The following is a 15534-nucleotide window of genomic DNA, read 5'->3' as shown; positions in this document are numbered from 1 at the left end:
CCGCCCGCCTAGATGGTCGCCAGTTGGCTGTAGAAGGCCATGACGCCACCAATGGTGGCCAGCAGCAGGGGGATCAGGGCCACGGGCACCACCTTGGAATAGGGCGCCCTGTGGATGTGTCTGAGCCCGATGATGGTCAGGGAAAGGCCCCACATGGCGGCCAGGATCATCCAGCCGATCTCGATGCCCGCCGTTGGCATGGGGAAGATGCCGATGATGAGCGGGGCATTGGCATAGGCCAGGGCGCGGAAGGTGCCCTCGAATCCCTGGCTGTCGGCCCGCATAAGTATGAGCAGCAGGTGGTAGATGCCCGTGACTATGAATTGCCCGGCGGCGATGAAGGCGGGCATGAGCAAGAGCATCATCAGCGCGCCCGCCGTGCCGGAGAAGCCGTCGACGCCATCGGCTCCGCCTGGGCCGATGGCAGTGGTGGATAGTCCGGCCAACTCCCAGAAATACTGGAACAGCCCCTGGATCATGGTCAGCAGGATGGCGAAGGTCAGGGGCTTGGCCAGCCCGCCGCCCACGGGCATGACCGAGAAGAAGAGCCGGGGCGAAAACAGGATCAGCCTGATGGTCATGAACAGGCCGGGGAAAAATCCGTAGCGGTCAAGCTGCTCAAAGGGCGGCGGCACCTTGGGGCCTTGCCCGTCGTCTGCGTAGCTGTCCTTGGAAAGGCCGAGGGAGCCGCTGTCATCGTCGGCATCCATTGGGTTGTCATGCCCGGCCTTGACCGCATCGTCCATGGGATCGGGGAAGTCGGCGTTGAATTCGCCTGTCCAGCCGGGGACCGGCGTCTGCTCCGGAGCGGGTTCGCGCTCCCGGACAGGCGCGGGGCCGGAGTCCGGTTTGGGGGCGGGTTTGGGCGTCGGGATAGGCTTGGGAGCGGCACTGGTCTTGGCCTCACTGCCCGTGGCCGGGGTGCGCGGCCCGTGGCCGGGAGTGGGCGGGCGCATGTCGCCGAGCTTGTCCCAGAGCTCCTCTCCGGAGTCTGCGCCTTTTGCGGCGCGCGGCGCTTCGTGTGCGTCGTGACCCAGGTCGTGGTCCAGGCGGCTGCCCATGTCGTCGTCCAGGTCTTCGTCGCGGACCATGTCATCGTCAATGGGCAGGTCGTCATCAATGGGCATGTCGTCGTCATGGTCCGCGTCCAGTCCCTTGCCCAGGCTCTCGACCACATCGTCGTCAGCATCGTCGTCACCAGTAAAATCTTGAAACGCCTGCTGTTTCTGTCTTTCTGCAGACGGGCCGCGGGGAGGCGACACCTGGGCGTCGCTGCCGCGTGCCGGTTCCTGCGTGGCATCGGCGTCCGGGTCGTCCAGCGTGAACTCTTCCTCCGGCAGCTCCCGGAACTTGAATTTCGCCTTGCACTTCGGGCAGGTGGCAACCTGTGAGCGGGCCGGTATCTTCGTTTCGTCCACTTCGCGGCTGAAGCCGCATTCCGGGCAGAGTATTTCCATCGTCATCCCTTGAAAGACGTTTTGGTCAATGTTGCATGCTCGTATCCACTTTATATGGAAGAATCAAGCGGCGTGCAATGCGCTGCACCGGTTTCAGGCCGGGTTCTCCTCCAGCAGCAGCATCTGGAGCGAGCCGGAAATGAAGGCCGCCTCCGGGAACAGGCTGCGCGGCAGGTGCGGGTAGTCGGCGTTGAGCCGGTGGGGCTGGCCGCCCACCTCGCGGAACCGCTCCAGCTTGGCCGCCAGTTCTTCCGGGGTCTTGCGCAACCGGCTCAAGTGCAGGATGGGCGCGTCCAGGGCCAGGGCAACGCGGCCCGTGATATTGGTCAGCCGCTCGTGGACCGGGCGATTGAACCGGACGCCTTCCCGGTTCCTGAACAGGCGCAGTTGCAGGTCCGGCCACAGGCCAAACCCCACCTTGCAGTGGTCCTCGTCCGGGAAGAGCGTCATGCGCGGGAAGTAGCACGCCTCAAGCCGTTTGATGAGCATGATGGCCGTGAACAGGCTCCAGACATCGTCGCTGAAGCATTCGTCGCCGTCGAGATAGAGTACCCAGTCGCCGGTGCAGTGGTCGAGCATGCAGTTGCGCTGGGCGGCGAAATCGTCCAGGGGCCGGGCCAGATGGCGCATGGGTGCGGCGCATGCGAACTCCCGGTTTGGGACGCATTCTGCGTCCCAGACCACCACGACCTCCTTTACCCAGTCCGGGAACTGGCCGAAAAAGGTGTCGAGCTGCGGCTCGTCCGGGCTGAGGATGACGCCCACGCTTACGTCCGGGGCCTGCACTGCCACGTGGCTCAGGTAGGAGCTGTTGATGGCCTGATGGGGACGCGCGCTGATGAACAGCCGTTGCACGGCCTGGCAGTGCGCGCGCTCCTCGCCGTCAAGGTCCGGGCAGAGCGCGGTGGTGCTGTTCTGTGGGGTCGCGCCGGACAGGGCGAGCAGATAGAGTTGCGTCCACGGGGAGCTGTCGGCCAGGACGCAGCCCTTGCCCGAGCCGTCCTTCCAGCCGGGATTGGCCGCGAGAAAGGTCCGTGCCGCCGCGGCGTCGGCCTCGCAGACGACCAGTTGCAGGCAGTCCGGCAATGCGGCCTCCAGGGCCAGGGGAACTTCGCCGGAGCCGATGCCGAAGAGGATGAGCCATTGTGCGCCGCTTTTCCCGGCGATGCGCAGGGTGCGCCGGACAAAGGTCTCGGTGTCCTCGCCCGCAGGCTGGGACGCACGGGCCACAGGCGCGGCGTCGGCAAAGTCGAAGGCGAGGACAGCCTCGGTATGGTAGGCGATGAGGGTCGGGTTCATCGGTGGATTCCTTTGCGAATGGTGAGTTCCTGATAGAGGGTTTCGAGCTTGGCGGCAATGGTCTGCGCCCGGTAGAGGGTTGCGGCCTTTTCGCGTCCGGCCTGGCCCATGCGCCGGGCTGCGTCCGGATTGGTCAGGAGAAAGATGACGGCCTTCGCGTATTCCTGGCGCGTGGCGGCCACCAGGCCGGTGACGCCGTGCTCCACCAGTTCGAGTTGGGCGTTGTCCTTGAGGCCGGAGCAGGGGTGGGTGACCACCGGCAGGCCGCAGGCCATGGCCTCGGCGATGACCAGCCCGAAGGATTCGCCCGCGTCGTTGGCGTGGGCCAGCAGGGAGATGGAGTTCATGAATGTGGCGATCTCCCGGTCCGTGGTCACGGGTTCGTGGAAGGCGACATGGCGGTCAAGGCCGTGCTCGCGCACAAAGGCGGCAGCCGCCGGGATGCTCCCGATGACGTGGTAGCGGAAATCCGGGATGGCGCGGACCACGGCGGGCAGGAAGTCGAGGGCGAGGCAGGACCACTTGCCTGGATCGGCGCGGGAGATGCGGCCTGCCGACGGGATGGAGAAATCCCGCTCGTCAGGCGTGGCCGAGGCGAAAAAGTCCGTGTCCACCGGATTGTACAGGACCGAGTAGCGGGCCGGATCAGGGTCGATGCCCGTGGTTTGGGCGAACCGGTCCAGGCAGAATCGCGAGACGAACAGGGTGTGGTCGATGACGCCTGCCTGTGGGCTGGGGTCGGGTCTGCCAAAGACGCTGGTCTCTACCACCGCAGGCACGTTGGCGAGGCGGATGGACCTGAGGGCGTGGGGTTCCGGCCAGCCGGCCCTGTGGATGTGGACGATGTCCGGTCTGACCTTCATGAGTACGGTCAGCAGGTCGTCGCTCACATGGGTGGATATCCTCATCGCGCGTAGCTGAACGCCCCGCTCGCCGTCCACCGGGCTGTACACGGTTGGCTCGAACCGGGACCTGTCCAGGTGGGCGACCAGCAGCTGCATCGCCTTTTCGGTGCCGCCAAGCCCCAGAGAGCTGACGACGTGCAGAACGCGGACAGGGGTGTCAGGCATGGGCGAAAGGTGACACAAGGCGGCGGTATTGTAAACACAACCAGCCGGGTTGGGTGAAACTGCAAGCGTGGAAACGGCCCTTTCGGGCCGGTCCGTGATTACCTGTTGTTGCTGTTATACGCGTTGGCCGCACGGAGCCGGGCCGTGTTGACGGCAGAACGCAGTTTGGGCGGCTGGACCGTTTCCTGGGCCTGGACCGGCGGCTGTTGCTGCGGCTGGGCCTGGGGCGGAGCGGGCGGCGTTGCAGTTTCCTGGTCCTGGGCTGGAAGCTGCGGAGCAGCCTGTTGCGCCATCGGTTGCGGAGCAGCCTGTGGGGCCATCGGTTGCGGAGCAATCGGCTGCGTGATCGGCTGCGTCGGCATTCCCTGCGGCTGGCCCGGCTTCATGCCCGCATAGGAGGTGGGGCGCAAGGGCGGGGCCTTGGGCATGGCCGGGACATTGGGGATCGTCGGCAGCGGGCCGAGGCCGGTCGCCGCCTGGGCCGGGGTCTTTTTGCCGTCGTGCCCTGGCACGATCTGGGCATAGGCCGAGCGCAGGCCATCCAGGATTTTGATGACATCGTCGACCATCTTGTTGTCCAGGCGGATATTGGCCTTGATCAGCTGCGAGGTGCAGAACATGTAGAGCTGGTTGAGCCTGGGCGTGATGTCCCCGCCCTTTTCCTTGTTCAGACTCTCGGCCAGCTCATGGATGATGGCCATGGCCTTGGAGATGTATATGCCTTTTTTCGCATAGTCCTTGTTGTCGATCTCGACCTTGGCGCGCTTGAGGAATTTGATAGCCGCCTCGTAGAGCATGATCAGCAGTTCGCCCTGGGTGGTCGTCTCGACCTGGGTCGCGAGATAGGCCCTTGCGGGATTCGTCATTCAGTCATCCTCCTGATCTTCCTATGCTGTCAACTGGGCGATGGAAGACTCAAGCTGTCCCTGCAACAGTTCGTACTGGCCGAGCAGGGCGTCCAGACGCGAGAATTTGAGCTTGAGATTGGTTTCCATCTTGTTGATGCGCGTCGTCTCATAGGCGATCTTGTCGTCGATGGACTCCATGATGTCTTTGTAGTTGTCCTGCAGGACCGACAGCGGACCGCCTTCGTAGGTGTACTTGTTGTAGGGCTTGGTCAGTTGCTTGAGCTCGTCGATCATTTCGCCGACCTTGCCCGTTTTGACGGTGACGGTCCCGTTGTGGGTACCCGCCGAAATGTTGTCCAGGCGGATGGCCATACCGAGCGCATCGCCCGTCTTGCCCGTGATCTCCCATCCGTCGATGGACGCCTCCTCGCCGTTGATGGTGGCGCTGATGATCTTGCTGCCGTCGCTGACGATCTTCACGTCGTACGCGCCGGGCTTGGTGGTCCCTTCGATGAGCGAGGAGAAGGTGAAATCCGTGGATTGGCTTTCGCCGAAGTTCTTGGCCGAGAACAGTTTGGCGATGTCCTCGGGGTCGTTCTCCTTCATGGCCTTGTCAAAGACTTCCTCATCGATCTTGAGCAGGCCGTAGGTCGGCGAGCCCTGCTCGGCATCGGTCATGATGCCAAGCTGGGACAGGGCCGAGAGCCGGTCGCCGGTCATGGTGTCGGCATCCCACGGCGTGAATCCGAGACCCATTTCTGCCGTGATATTTTTGATTTTCTGGGCGATCATGTCAACGCCGTAGTTGCCCGTGAGGAGGGACCCCGTGGCTTTTCCCGAGTCATCCTCTTCCACGCTGGTGATCTTGATGATCTGGGCGCGGACGGTGTTGACCGCATCGACGAACTTTTTGACGGTGTCCTTGATGCCGGAGGCGTCGGTGGCCGTGGTCAGCTTTATTGTCTTGCCGACCTCCGCTTCGCGGAGGTTGAGGGTGACCCCTTCGAGCACGTCGTTGATGGTGTTGGACGAGCGCTCGATCCAGCCGCCGCCCGCAGACGGGAACCCGTTGACGCGGATCTGGGCGTTGACTGCCTCCTGGCTCTGCAGAAAGTCCGACCCGCCGAAGATGAGGCCTCCGTCGTCCGAGATGACCAGCTGGTTCTTGCTGCCCTGGCCCATGCCGCTCAACTGGAGGTGGTAGACCGAGCCGTCGTATACCGTGGAGGCGCGGATGAGATTGCGCGAGTCGGGGTGGTTGTTGACGAGGTTGACGAATCCTTCCAGGGTCGTGCCCGCCGGGATGTCGTTGATGGTGTAGCTTTTGCCCGCGTAGGAAAAGGTGAAGGACGTGTTGGAGCTGGTGATGGCGGTCTTGAGCGAGCTGGTGCCCGACGCCGTGATGTGCACGTCGTTGGCGGCGAGCTGGCCGATCTCAATGGAGGTGTTGGCTTCCATCGCGGTGCTTTCGGCGCTGGCGGTGAGCCGGGCCGTGTCGGAGCTGGTGACCGTTTTCTTCAGGAACTCGTTGATGGTGTCGAAATCCTCAAGGGTCGTCTTGAGGGAAAGCATCTGCGTGTTCAGGCTGGCGAACTGGTCGTTCTTGGATTTCCACGACGATTTCCACGTCTCCAGCCTCGTGATGCGGGTGCGTTCCACATCGATCAGGCCATCGATGAGCTTGTTGAAGTCGGTGCCGCTTCCAAGGCCGGTGAAGTTGATCGAGCCGGAAGTGTATGTTCCGTCTGCCATGGCGTTGTCCCTGTCGGAAGTTTTTTCCTGGTTGCACTGGGTTGCCGTGGTGAATGCAAGCCCGGTGCCAGAGAGCTATTGTGCCAACTTGTTGAAATCAAAGGGCCGAGCCCCCTGAGGGAGGGCCCGGCCTGTGTGCGCAGTGTCTGCGACCTGGGTTACGCCTAGCCGATGAGGGACAGGGCCATCCGCGGCAGGGAGTTGGCCTGGGCCAGCATGGAGACGGAGGCCTGGGTCATGATCTGGTTGCGAACGAACTGGGTCATTTCCTTGGCCACGTCCACGTCGGAGATGCGGGATTCCGCAGCCGCAACGTTCTCGGACTGAATCTCCAGAACGGTCACGGTGTTCTCCAGCCTGTTCTGCAGGGCACCGAGGCTGGCGCGGATCTTGTCCTTGGAGATGATGGCGGTGTTCAGCACGTCAAGAGCCTGCTGGGCCAGCGCCTGGGTCGAGATGGACGCGCCTGCGCCGGTGCCTGCACCCAGGCCGACACCCAGGGCCGAGGCCGTGGAGCTGTTGATCTGGATGTAGTAGTAGTCTTCCGAGCAGTCGTTGCCGGTACCGAAGTGGACCTTCAACTGACCGGTGACAGCCAGGGTCGATCCGTCGTGGGTGCCGGAGAGGTTGCCGTTGAGCAGGTAGATGCCGTTGAAGTCCGTGGAGTTGGCGATACGGGTGATTTCCGAGGCCATGGCCTGATACTCGGAGTCGATGATCAGGCGCTGGTCGGAGTTGTAGGTACCCGTGGATGCCTGCATGGCCAGTTCCTTCATGCGGATCAGCTTTTCATCGATGACGCCCAGGGCGCCGTCAGCCGTCTGGATGAGGGAGATGGCGTCGTTGGCGTTGCGGATGCCCTGCTGCAGGGAGCTGATGTCGGCGCGCATGAGCTCGCGGACGGCCAGACCGGCGGCGTCGTCCGCAGCCTGGGTGATGCGCAGACCAGAGGACAGACGCCTGGTGGACAGTTCCAGGGCGCCGTAAGAGGTGCCGAGGTTGCGGGCGGCGTTCATCGCCATCAGGTTGTTGTTGATGATAAGGGACATAGTTTCCTCCTTGAAAGTGTTTCGGCTTCCTTGCCTGAGATCTGTTTTTCCGGCGGCGGGGATTGCCGGGCAAATCTCTCTTGTGTTGCCCTACTGATCGTCCGGTCATGCGAAAACTTTAGGTTGTGTGAATGTTTTTTTTTATTCCAAAGGTTGCGTGAAGGCTTGTGGCTGGAAATGCGTCTCGAAAGCGGGCGCGCAGACAGCCGCGCCGCTGGCTGGCAGGGGGAGTGAAAGCGGAAGCCGGGGGGGCGTGTAGCGCCCTCAAATTTGATCCCTACCAAAAGGTGCGACACAAGAGCCGGACGAATGTCCGGCTCTGTTGCCATAGGCGGCGTGAGCAAGCTAAAACCACGTTTTTGGGCGGAGCGGTCCACAGCACAATGCGGCTTTGCGCATTGTGCGGTCGCCACACTAGGAGGCGAAGGTGTCGCGCATGACCGCGAGCAGGCGGCGCAGGCGCATCTCGTAGGTGTGCTCGGCCAGGATGCGCTTGCGGGCGGCCATGGATATCTTGCTGCGGCGGGCCGGATCGGCCAGAAGCGCGGCCAGCAGGTGTGGAATTTCTTCCGGGTTGCGGTAGACCGCGGCCTCGGTTTCAAGGTCGAAGAGATCTTCCATCTGTTCCCGGTGGTCCGTGAGCACGAATCCGCCGCAGGCAGGGACATCGAAGATCCGCTGGTTGACCGCCCCTTTCATCTGGCGGCTGGTGCAGTTGAGGCTGACGGCGGACAGGGGATAGAAGCGCGGCAGGTCGTCATAATAACCGAGGCCGGGCAGGTGACGCCAGCCCGCGTCCGTGCCCAGTTGTTCGCTCCAGCCCTGGTCGCCCACGATGAGCGGGGCAAAGCCGAGGGTGGCCCGGACGCAGGCGAGCCGGTACTGACGTGTGGCCTCCCAGGTCAGGAGCGATTCCAGGGCCAGCCTGCGCTCCGGGGTGGGCAGCCTGTCGAGGGCCGCGCGCCAGTCCGGGTGCCGGGCCGCGAGAAAGGTCCGCACATCGGTCTCGCCCGACGCGCCAAACGCGGCGGCAACCGCCTGATACCCGGCGCGCAGGGCGTTATCCGGGTCCGCGTCGTCCAGGGTTTGGGCCACGGGCCGGGTCATGGAGTTGCCTACAAAGGAAACCTCGCTCGCCCAGGTTGCCGGGGCCGAGGTCGACAGGCCGGGCCGGAAACGCTGCGGGTCGGTGGCCAGTGGCAGATGGTGGACGTGGGCGAACCCCCTGGCGCGCATGGCCTCCAGGTTTCCGGCGTCAAAGGTGAAGATGGCCGTGTTGTCCGTGCCGGGGTGGGCGTAGTCGTGGAGGATGAGCGCGGGGTTGTCCACGAACCACGAGGCCAGTGGCACTCCGAGGTCAGCCAGGAGCCCGGCCAGCCTGCCCTCGCGGTCCAGGCCGAAGTGGTTGACCGTCAGGACGAAATCCGGGCGGAACTCGACGATCCCGTGCAGCAGGGCTTCGATGAATGCGCTGCTGCCCCTGGCCTGCCGGTCCAGGGTCAGGGCGTGGTGGGGGATGGCGAGCCGGTCCATGGACGCGAGAATCTCGCCGCACAGGAAATAGCCGGAGTCGAGGAACAGGACGCGCGGCATGGTCGAGCGAAATTTCGGATAGGCGGCCTTGCTGCGGAAATCGGCCTGGGCCGCAGCCTTGAGGGCCTGGGCGATGGGGCCGTAGTAGGCCTTGTCCAGTCGCGGATAGAGAGGCATGACGATGGGGGCCAGGGGCGCGTGGCCGTGCATGGCCTGCCACCGGCCAAGGCGGTCCATGACCGCCTCCGGCGTGGCCTCGTCGATCCAGGTCACCGAGGGGGCATTGCCAAACTCCCGGCGCACGCCGGTGACCGCCTCGATTCCGGCCTCCCGGTCCACCACTGCCACCGGGCGTCCGCCAAGGGCGCGCAGGCAGTGGCCAAGGCCCGCGCCGACGAGCACCGGCAGGGCTTGGTCGGCAATGCTCCCTGCCAGATCGCGCTCCTGTCCGGGGCCGTTGCGGCCCCACAGGTGCCAGGTCTTGCCGCCCACCAGCAGGCGGACATCAAAGAGGCCGTCCGGCCCGGTCAGAGGATGGGCTGTGTATGGTGTGCGGGTAGGCATGGTGGAATCCAGTACCGCATGAAGCGCCGGGCAGGCAAGGTGCCCATAGTATAATGTAATGAAAGGGCCGCGCCCCTGTGCCGGGACGCGGCCCGCGCCGTCCGTTATTCCGAGCCGAACAGCCCCTTGATGGCACCGCCCGCAGAGCCGGCCCCGCTGGCCGCGCCTTCCACGGCCTTGTTCAGGGTCTCGGAGAGTTGCTTGGCGACCTGGGAGACAGTGCCCGTGATGTCGCCGGTCATCTCGGTCAGGATCATGGCGAACGCCTCAGCCGGGGTCGTCTGCTTCTCCTTGCCGATGTCCCTCATGTGGATGTCGGGCATGGGGATGCCCAGGCCCTTGTCGCTGCCAAAGGTGTCGAGCAACGAGCCGCCCAGATTGATCCGTCCGTTCCTGACGATGAAATTATTGATCTGGATGGTCTTTTCCGAGCCCGTGTCCGTGGGGGTGTCTTCGGCCTTGGCTTCCTTCTTTTCGCTGGCCACGGTCTGCTTGATGTTGGCCAGGATGGCCTTGAAGTTGTCGGTGTTGCCCTTCTTCTCGTAGCTGACCACCGGGCCGTCCAGGAAAATTTCCTCGATGATGATCTTGTCCGTGGTCAGGGACTCCTTAACCATCGTGACGCGCATGGTGGCGCACTCCAGGGCGCTGGGCATGGAGTATCCCTCGGGATTGCCGAGCAGAAACCCCTTGAGGGTGCCGGAGCCCGAAAGGATGGAGATGTCTGCCGAATCGAGCCTGACTTCGGTTTTCGTGATCTGCGGCCCGTAGGTCTCAATGGCTGCCTTGACCAGGGAGCCGAGGTTGAGGATGGCGAAAACGATCATGGCGATAACTGCGATTATCACTGCCCCGACGCCGATGAGAATGATCTTTTTCATGCGCACTCCTGTGCAGAAGGTCTTTCAGTACCGTGAGCCTAAGGCATTTGGCCGACCAGTGCAACGCTCGCGGCAAAAGATGCTGGTCAGGCGAGATTGGGGAAGGGCGGGTCCGCGAAGTGGCGCATGTCGCGGGTGGACACGCCAAGCTGCCCGGTGTCCATGGAAGGGCCGGTTTCGTCCGGGACTGCCTGCTGCTGGTCGAATATCGCGGGTTCAAGCCTTTGGCACAGGGCAGCGGCCCTGGTCGCGGCCTCGTCCATCAGCGCGTCCAGGGTGGCGGTGCGCGGCTTGCCCGTGACCGGGTGGCAATAGGGGATGGGCCCGGACAGGAATGCGGCCTGGGCCAGGAGCTGAGGCGCGTAGGCCAGGGCGGCCAGCTCCGCCGCCGGACGCGGCAGCCAGGGGCGCAGGGCAAAGGCGGCCTTGGCCAGGGCGCGTGTCGAGTAGGCGGCCTGGAACAGGGCAAAGGTGCGCCATGCCCGTGCCAGGGCGCGGGTGGCCGCCTCGGGCGTCATGTCGGCCATGGTCCCCAGCCGGGCCACGGGCAATCCCTGGTCGAGCAGGTTGGGGCAGCGGCGCAGCATCAGGCGCAGGGAGGAGCGCGCCCGGCCAAGCATTGCCGGACAGGCGACCATGTCCATGAGCGATTCCAGGGCGCGGTGGCGTTGCCGGGCGTCGGACCTGGCAGTGGGGTCTGCCGAGTAGTAGTCGCCGCTCAGGTGCCAGACCATGGGGTGCATGGCCACGTCCGCATACAGGTGCGAGACCGCGCCCACGAGCAGGGCGACCGGCAGTGTTGCGCCCTGTCTGGCCCAGGCATCTGCGGCGTGGTCCGTGAGCAGCCGGATCAGGGCAAAGGTGTCCTCGCCGTTTGCGCCGTGCAGCCTGTGGGCCAGCCGCTCCAGGGGGGCGCCGCCCGGCGGGGTGGCGTAGAACAGGGCGTCGTGCAGGACCGCGCCCAGGAGCAGGCCGTGGCGCTCGGCGGCAAGGCAGGGGGCGAGGCGTGTCCCGTCCAGGAGCGCGGCTGTCCGCTCGGCGATGGAGAAGTGTATCAGATCCTTGGGCATGGCCGTCCTCAAACCGTTTGCGTTTGCGCCACTCTACTTGATATCCTCGGTTGCGCAAAGGGAACTCTTGTCACAATGGAGCACGTGAAGATGCAATATGACCACATGATCAGGGAAGTCGCCGAGGTGGAGGACGCCGGGGCGACCAGAAAACATGGCAGGGGGGAGCGGCGCGAGGACTATCCGGACGCCTGGGCGGACACGGGCCGGATCATTCTCGTGGGTCTGCCCGGCAGCAACCGGGCGCTCCTGGCCGGGCTGCTGGCCGAGCGCACCGGGCTGGGCGCGGTCAGGCCTGCGGATGGCGGCGAGGCCCTGGCCGCACTGGCCGGGCCGCCCGCCATCATCATCCTGGACGATGCGCTGGTGGCGGACCAGGACATCCAGCCGCGCATCCACGGCGCGGGCAAGGTCTTCTACCTGATGGTCGATTCGCGGACCTTGGCCCAAAGGACGACCAAGGCGGAATCGGGGCTGGAAACCGGTGATGTTGAACAGGCGTGGCGCGAACTGTCGGCCCGGCTGGCGGTCATGGAGCCGGTTTTCTACGGCGTGCTCCACTTCATCCTCCAGGGGGCGAATCCGCCCGAGGCGCTGGTGGAGGACGCCCTGGAGAAGATCGCCTACTAGCCCAGGTTGCCCTTGCGGCGCTCGATTTCGATGTCCAGGGAGTGCAGGGTGATGCGGATGTCTTCAAGGAGGAAGACCAGGCTGGTGATCAGGCTGACGAGCGCGCCCCCGAACAGCAGCTCCACCATGAAGTACAGGCGCATGTTCAGAACCTGGCTGGCGAACAGGATCAGGGTGACGCAGCTGACGCAGATGATGGCCATGATGGAGTAGAAGATGGCCCAGCGCATGATGGAGCAGCGCTTGCGCAGCACGGCCACCTGGCTGAGGAGGAATTTCACGTCCCGTTCTGGCGCGTTCGGCAATTCGTCGAGCAGCCGCCTGATGAGGTCGGTCGGTCGGGCGATCCTGTTGGTCATGGAGAGCACGAGCAGGCCAATGCCCGAAATGAGGACAAAGGGAGCAATGGACGCTTGAAGGATGTTGACGAGGTATGTGGTTTCCATGAGGCCTCTTTGCTCCCATTCCAGGCGGCTCGTCAAGGGCAAAAAGCTGGTCGAAGGTGACAGCCGGAGCGGTTTGCGCTACACAGTGACACCGCGTGAACATCACCTGCCAAGAGGAGCCCAGCCCATGCCCGAAAAGAACCTCAGGGTCGAACTGCTGTCCATGACCCCGGATGCCCTGTCGCTCATCTACGCCGCCTTTCGGCAATGCTACCACGCCGGGTTCGTGGGCGACATGTGGCCCAGGCTCCTCTCCGGCGAGATCGACCGCGAGACCCAGGCGGACTTCGTGCGCAAGACCATGGAGTCCGGCCACGACAGCCCGGTGGAGCACGTCTCCCTGACCTTTGCCGTGGAGGGCATCTCCAGGGCCTGCTCGCACCAGGTGGTGCGTCACCGCATCGCGTCCTACTCGCAGCAAAGCCAGCGCTATGTAGCCGAGAACGACATGGACTACATCCTGCCCCCGGCCATAGCCAGGATACCAGAGGCGCGCGAACGGTTCGAGCGGTTCATGGCCGAGGTCCAGTCCGCCTATAGCGACCTGCGCGCCATCCTCGTGGACCACGGGCGCAAAGCCAAGGCTAATGAGGATGCGCGGTTTGTCCTGCCCCAGGCTGCCGAGACCAAGATCGTCATGACCATGAATTGCCGCAGCCTGCACCACTTCTTTCACCTGCGCTGTTGCAACAGGGCGCAGTGGGAGGTCCGGGCCATGGCCGACGCCATGCTGGCCATCTGCAAGGAGACGCTGCCCGCCCTGTTCATCAACGGCGGAGCCCGGTGCGAACAGCTCGGCTATTGCCCGGAATCGCCAAAATTCGCCTGTGGCAAGTATCCGACACGCACGCCCGGCCAATAGAAAATTTCCAACAGCTTGGGATTTCTTCCCACCCCTTGCGGACTCGGAAACCCTTGCACATTTTGTGTCAAGGTGTTTTTTGCTCGATTTTTCAGGAATTTTTTGTGTTCATAACGGGCCGGAGTCAGCTAGCCCTTGCGCTGTGCGGGGTTATGAGCCTTCTGGAGATAATGCCGGCTTCACCGGATGGTAATGATTATTCATACTGTGGCAATTATTTCAATTATTCTGAGTCGTTAAAATGAGTAGGGCATGAACGCTCATTTTAGGTGAAAGAGCGTCAAGTGATAAAAAATTTTCTGACAGCGAGAAAAATCACAGAAATTTCGAAAATTCGTCGAAATAGGACTTTATAGCTGTTGAAAAGAAATAAACAAGCTGTTGATAACTAGAAAATCTAGAAAATTTCAAGATGCTGGGAAGCCTTGTCACACGCCTGTTTCACCGGGCTGAGACCGGGAATCGTCTGCATGAGCCGTTTCTTGTTATACTGTAGTTATTCCAAGCTGTTATGTCTTTTCTCTGACGGTTGCGACTGTCGAGAACCCTGACCCGGCTTTGTGCGCACGTTTGAATTTCAAGAATTGTCTTGGCCGCGCCAATCAACTATCTCACTCTGCATGATGAAAGCTGCCTGGATGCAAATACGTACTTCTCTTGAAAAGAGTCTCAACCCCGGATTGTTCGCCGTGTGGATCAAACCGCTCGACGGCGTTGTCGAGGGCGGCAGGCTGACCTTGAGCGCCCCCAACGACTTTGTGGCCAACTGGGTGCGCGACCGTTTGCTCCAGGTCATACGGGAGGCCGCTGCCGAGGTCATGGGCGGCGATCCGAAGATCACCATCGTGGCGAACCTGGAAAAGGCGGCCAAACCGGTTGCCCCGGTTGGCAGAGCCGTGGCCGCAGAGCCGCGGGCCACCCACCTGGGGCTGCCCATTGTCGAGGGACCGCGACCGATCCCGGTCCACAACTGGCGCTTCTCCTTTGACGACTTCGTGGTCGGCCCGTCCAACGAACTGGCCTGCGCGGCCAGCAAGAGCCTGTGCGACAGCGCCTTTTCCTCGGATCACCTCTTTTTGAGTTCCGGCCCCGGCCTGGGCAAGACGCACCTGCTCCACTCGGTGGGCAACCAGTTGTGCCGGGCGGCCAATCGGAAAAACCTCAAAGTCGCCTGTCTGTCGTCCGAGGATTTCGCCACCCGCATGGTGCTGGCCATCAAATCCCGGCAGGTGGACGTGTTCAAGGCGCAGTTCCGCGAGAATCTCGATGTGTTGCTCCTTGAGGACGTCCACTTCTTTCAGGGCAAGGAGAAGATGCAGGAGGAGCTGCTATGCACCCTCACGGCCCTGCGCGAGCGCGGGTGCAAGGTGCTCCTGACCAGTTCCTTCATGCCCAAGGAATTCTCCGGCGTGGACAACCGTCTTGTCTCCCGGTTCTGCTCCGGGTTCCTGGCCCATATCAACCGTCCGGATCTTGAGACCCGCCGCCGCATCGTCCTCGAAAAGGCGCGCAAGCTCCAGGTGTCGGTCCCGGTGGAGGTCTCCGAACTGCTGGCCGAGCGGATCACCACGGATATCCGCCAGCTTGAGAGCTGCCTGAGCAACCTGGTCCTCAAGGCGCGACTGCTCAACCGGGCCGTGACCCTGAACCTGGCCTGGGAAGTGCTCGACAACTACGCAGTTTACAACTCCGCCCCGGATTTCTTCAACATCGTCGAATTCATCTGCAAGAGCTACGATTTGTCAGAGGACGAACTGAAATCCAAGAGCCGCAAGCGGCAGGTGGTCCTGGCCCGCAACACCGCCTTTTATCTGGCTCGCAAGCATACCGAGCTCTCCCTCAAGGACATCGGCGACAAGCTCGGACGCAGGCATTCCACCGTGCTCAAGGGCATCACCAAGGTGGAGCGCGAGATATCGCTTCAGACCCCTCTGGGCCGCCAGATCGAGCAGACCGCCGACCGCCTCACTCCGTAATCCCTGCGGGCCGCTTTCCGCCCCCGCATGTCCTTCCGGACGCATCCGGACGCTTCTGGACGCTCCCGGACGCCCTCTGACGCAGCTGCTCAGAGAG

The 15534-nt window shown here is 63.2% G+C and carries 13 protein-coding genes; 3 read left to right on the top strand and 10 right to left on the bottom strand.

The window, feature by feature from the left end; translation table 11 throughout:
• Positions 1 to 8: 8 nt before the first annotated feature.
• The 9 genes from DAES_RS11105 to DAES_RS11065 form a co-directional block, all read right to left on the bottom strand.
• Positions 9 to 1457, bottom strand: a complete 1449-nt coding sequence (locus DAES_RS11105; protein WP_013515119.1) for a YIP1 family protein — start codon at positions 1455 to 1457, stop codon at positions 9 to 11.
• A gap of 93 nt (positions 1458 to 1550) precedes the next feature.
• Positions 1551 to 2756 carry a glycosyltransferase gene (locus tag DAES_RS11100; protein WP_013515118.1) on the bottom strand — a complete coding sequence of 402 codons (1206 nt, stop codon included), beginning with the start codon at positions 2754 to 2756 and terminating at the stop codon, positions 1551 to 1553.
• On the bottom strand, positions 2753 to 3826 hold the full coding sequence (locus tag DAES_RS11095) for a glycosyltransferase family 4 protein (RefSeq protein ID WP_013515117.1): 1074 nt from the start codon (positions 3824 to 3826) through the stop codon (positions 2753 to 2755). Before DAES_RS11095 ends, DAES_RS11100 begins: the two co-directional genes overlap by 4 nt.
• Before the next feature lie 98 nt (positions 3827 to 3924).
• Entirely contained in the window at positions 3925 to 4692 is a 768-nt protein-coding gene (fliS, locus tag DAES_RS11090) for a flagellar export chaperone FliS (protein ID WP_013515116.1), read from the bottom strand.
• A gap of 21 nt (positions 4693 to 4713) precedes the next feature.
• Positions 4714 to 6426, bottom strand: coding sequence for a flagellar filament capping protein FliD (gene fliD, locus DAES_RS11085; protein WP_013515115.1), 1713 nt, complete (start codon positions 6424 to 6426; stop codon positions 4714 to 4716).
• Positions 6427 to 6590: 164 nt separating this feature from the next.
• A complete protein-coding gene (locus DAES_RS11080) occupies positions 6591 to 7475 on the bottom strand; it encodes a flagellin N-terminal helical domain-containing protein (protein WP_013515114.1) in 885 nt (294 codons plus the stop codon).
• 414 nt (positions 7476 to 7889) lie between these two features.
• Entirely contained in the window at positions 7890 to 9572 is a 1683-nt protein-coding gene (locus tag DAES_RS11075) for a CgeB family protein (RefSeq protein WP_013515113.1), read from the bottom strand.
• A gap of 104 nt (positions 9573 to 9676) precedes the next feature.
• Positions 9677 to 10453, bottom strand: a complete 777-nt coding sequence (locus DAES_RS11070) for an AsmA family protein (RefSeq protein WP_013515112.1) — start codon at positions 10451 to 10453, stop codon at positions 9677 to 9679.
• An 86-nt stretch (positions 10454 to 10539) separates the two neighbouring features.
• A complete protein-coding gene (locus DAES_RS11065) occupies positions 10540 to 11523 on the bottom strand; it encodes a zinc dependent phospholipase C family protein (RefSeq protein WP_013515111.1) in 984 nt (327 codons plus the stop codon).
• Between the two features lie 90 nt (positions 11524 to 11613).
• Here DAES_RS11065 and DAES_RS11060 point away from each other — a divergent pair, with 90 nt between their 5' ends.
• Positions 11614 to 12153: a hypothetical protein gene (locus DAES_RS11060; protein WP_013515110.1), complete on the top strand. Its 540-nt coding sequence runs from the start codon at positions 11614 to 11616 to the stop codon at positions 12151 to 12153.
• Here the strand turns inward: DAES_RS11060 and DAES_RS11055 are convergent.
• Positions 12150 to 12599 carry a DUF2721 domain-containing protein gene (locus tag DAES_RS11055; protein ID WP_013515109.1) on the bottom strand — a complete coding sequence of 150 codons (450 nt, stop codon included), beginning with the start codon at positions 12597 to 12599 and terminating at the stop codon, positions 12150 to 12152. The genes DAES_RS11060 and DAES_RS11055 overlap by 4 nt on opposite strands.
• A 127-nt stretch (positions 12600 to 12726) precedes the next feature.
• On the opposite strand from DAES_RS11055, the gene thyX reads away from it, so the two are divergent.
• Together thyX and dnaA are read left to right on the top strand one after the other, a co-directional pair.
• Positions 12727 to 13461, top strand: a complete 735-nt coding sequence (thyX, locus tag DAES_RS11050) for an FAD-dependent thymidylate synthase (RefSeq protein WP_013515108.1) — start codon at positions 12727 to 12729, stop codon at positions 13459 to 13461.
• A 620-nt stretch (positions 13462 to 14081) separates the two neighbouring features.
• A complete protein-coding gene (gene dnaA / locus DAES_RS11045; protein ID WP_013515107.1) occupies positions 14082 to 15437 on the top strand; it encodes a chromosomal replication initiator protein DnaA in 1356 nt (451 codons plus the stop codon).
• The last annotated feature ends 97 nt before the right edge of the window (positions 15438 to 15534 follow it).

It is taken from the genome of Pseudodesulfovibrio aespoeensis Aspo-2 (assembly GCF_000176915.2).
Lineage (GTDB): Bacteria > Desulfobacterota > Desulfovibrionia > Desulfovibrionales > Desulfovibrionaceae > Pseudodesulfovibrio > Pseudodesulfovibrio aespoeensis.
This window is presented reverse-complemented; position numbering and strand designations above follow the sequence as displayed.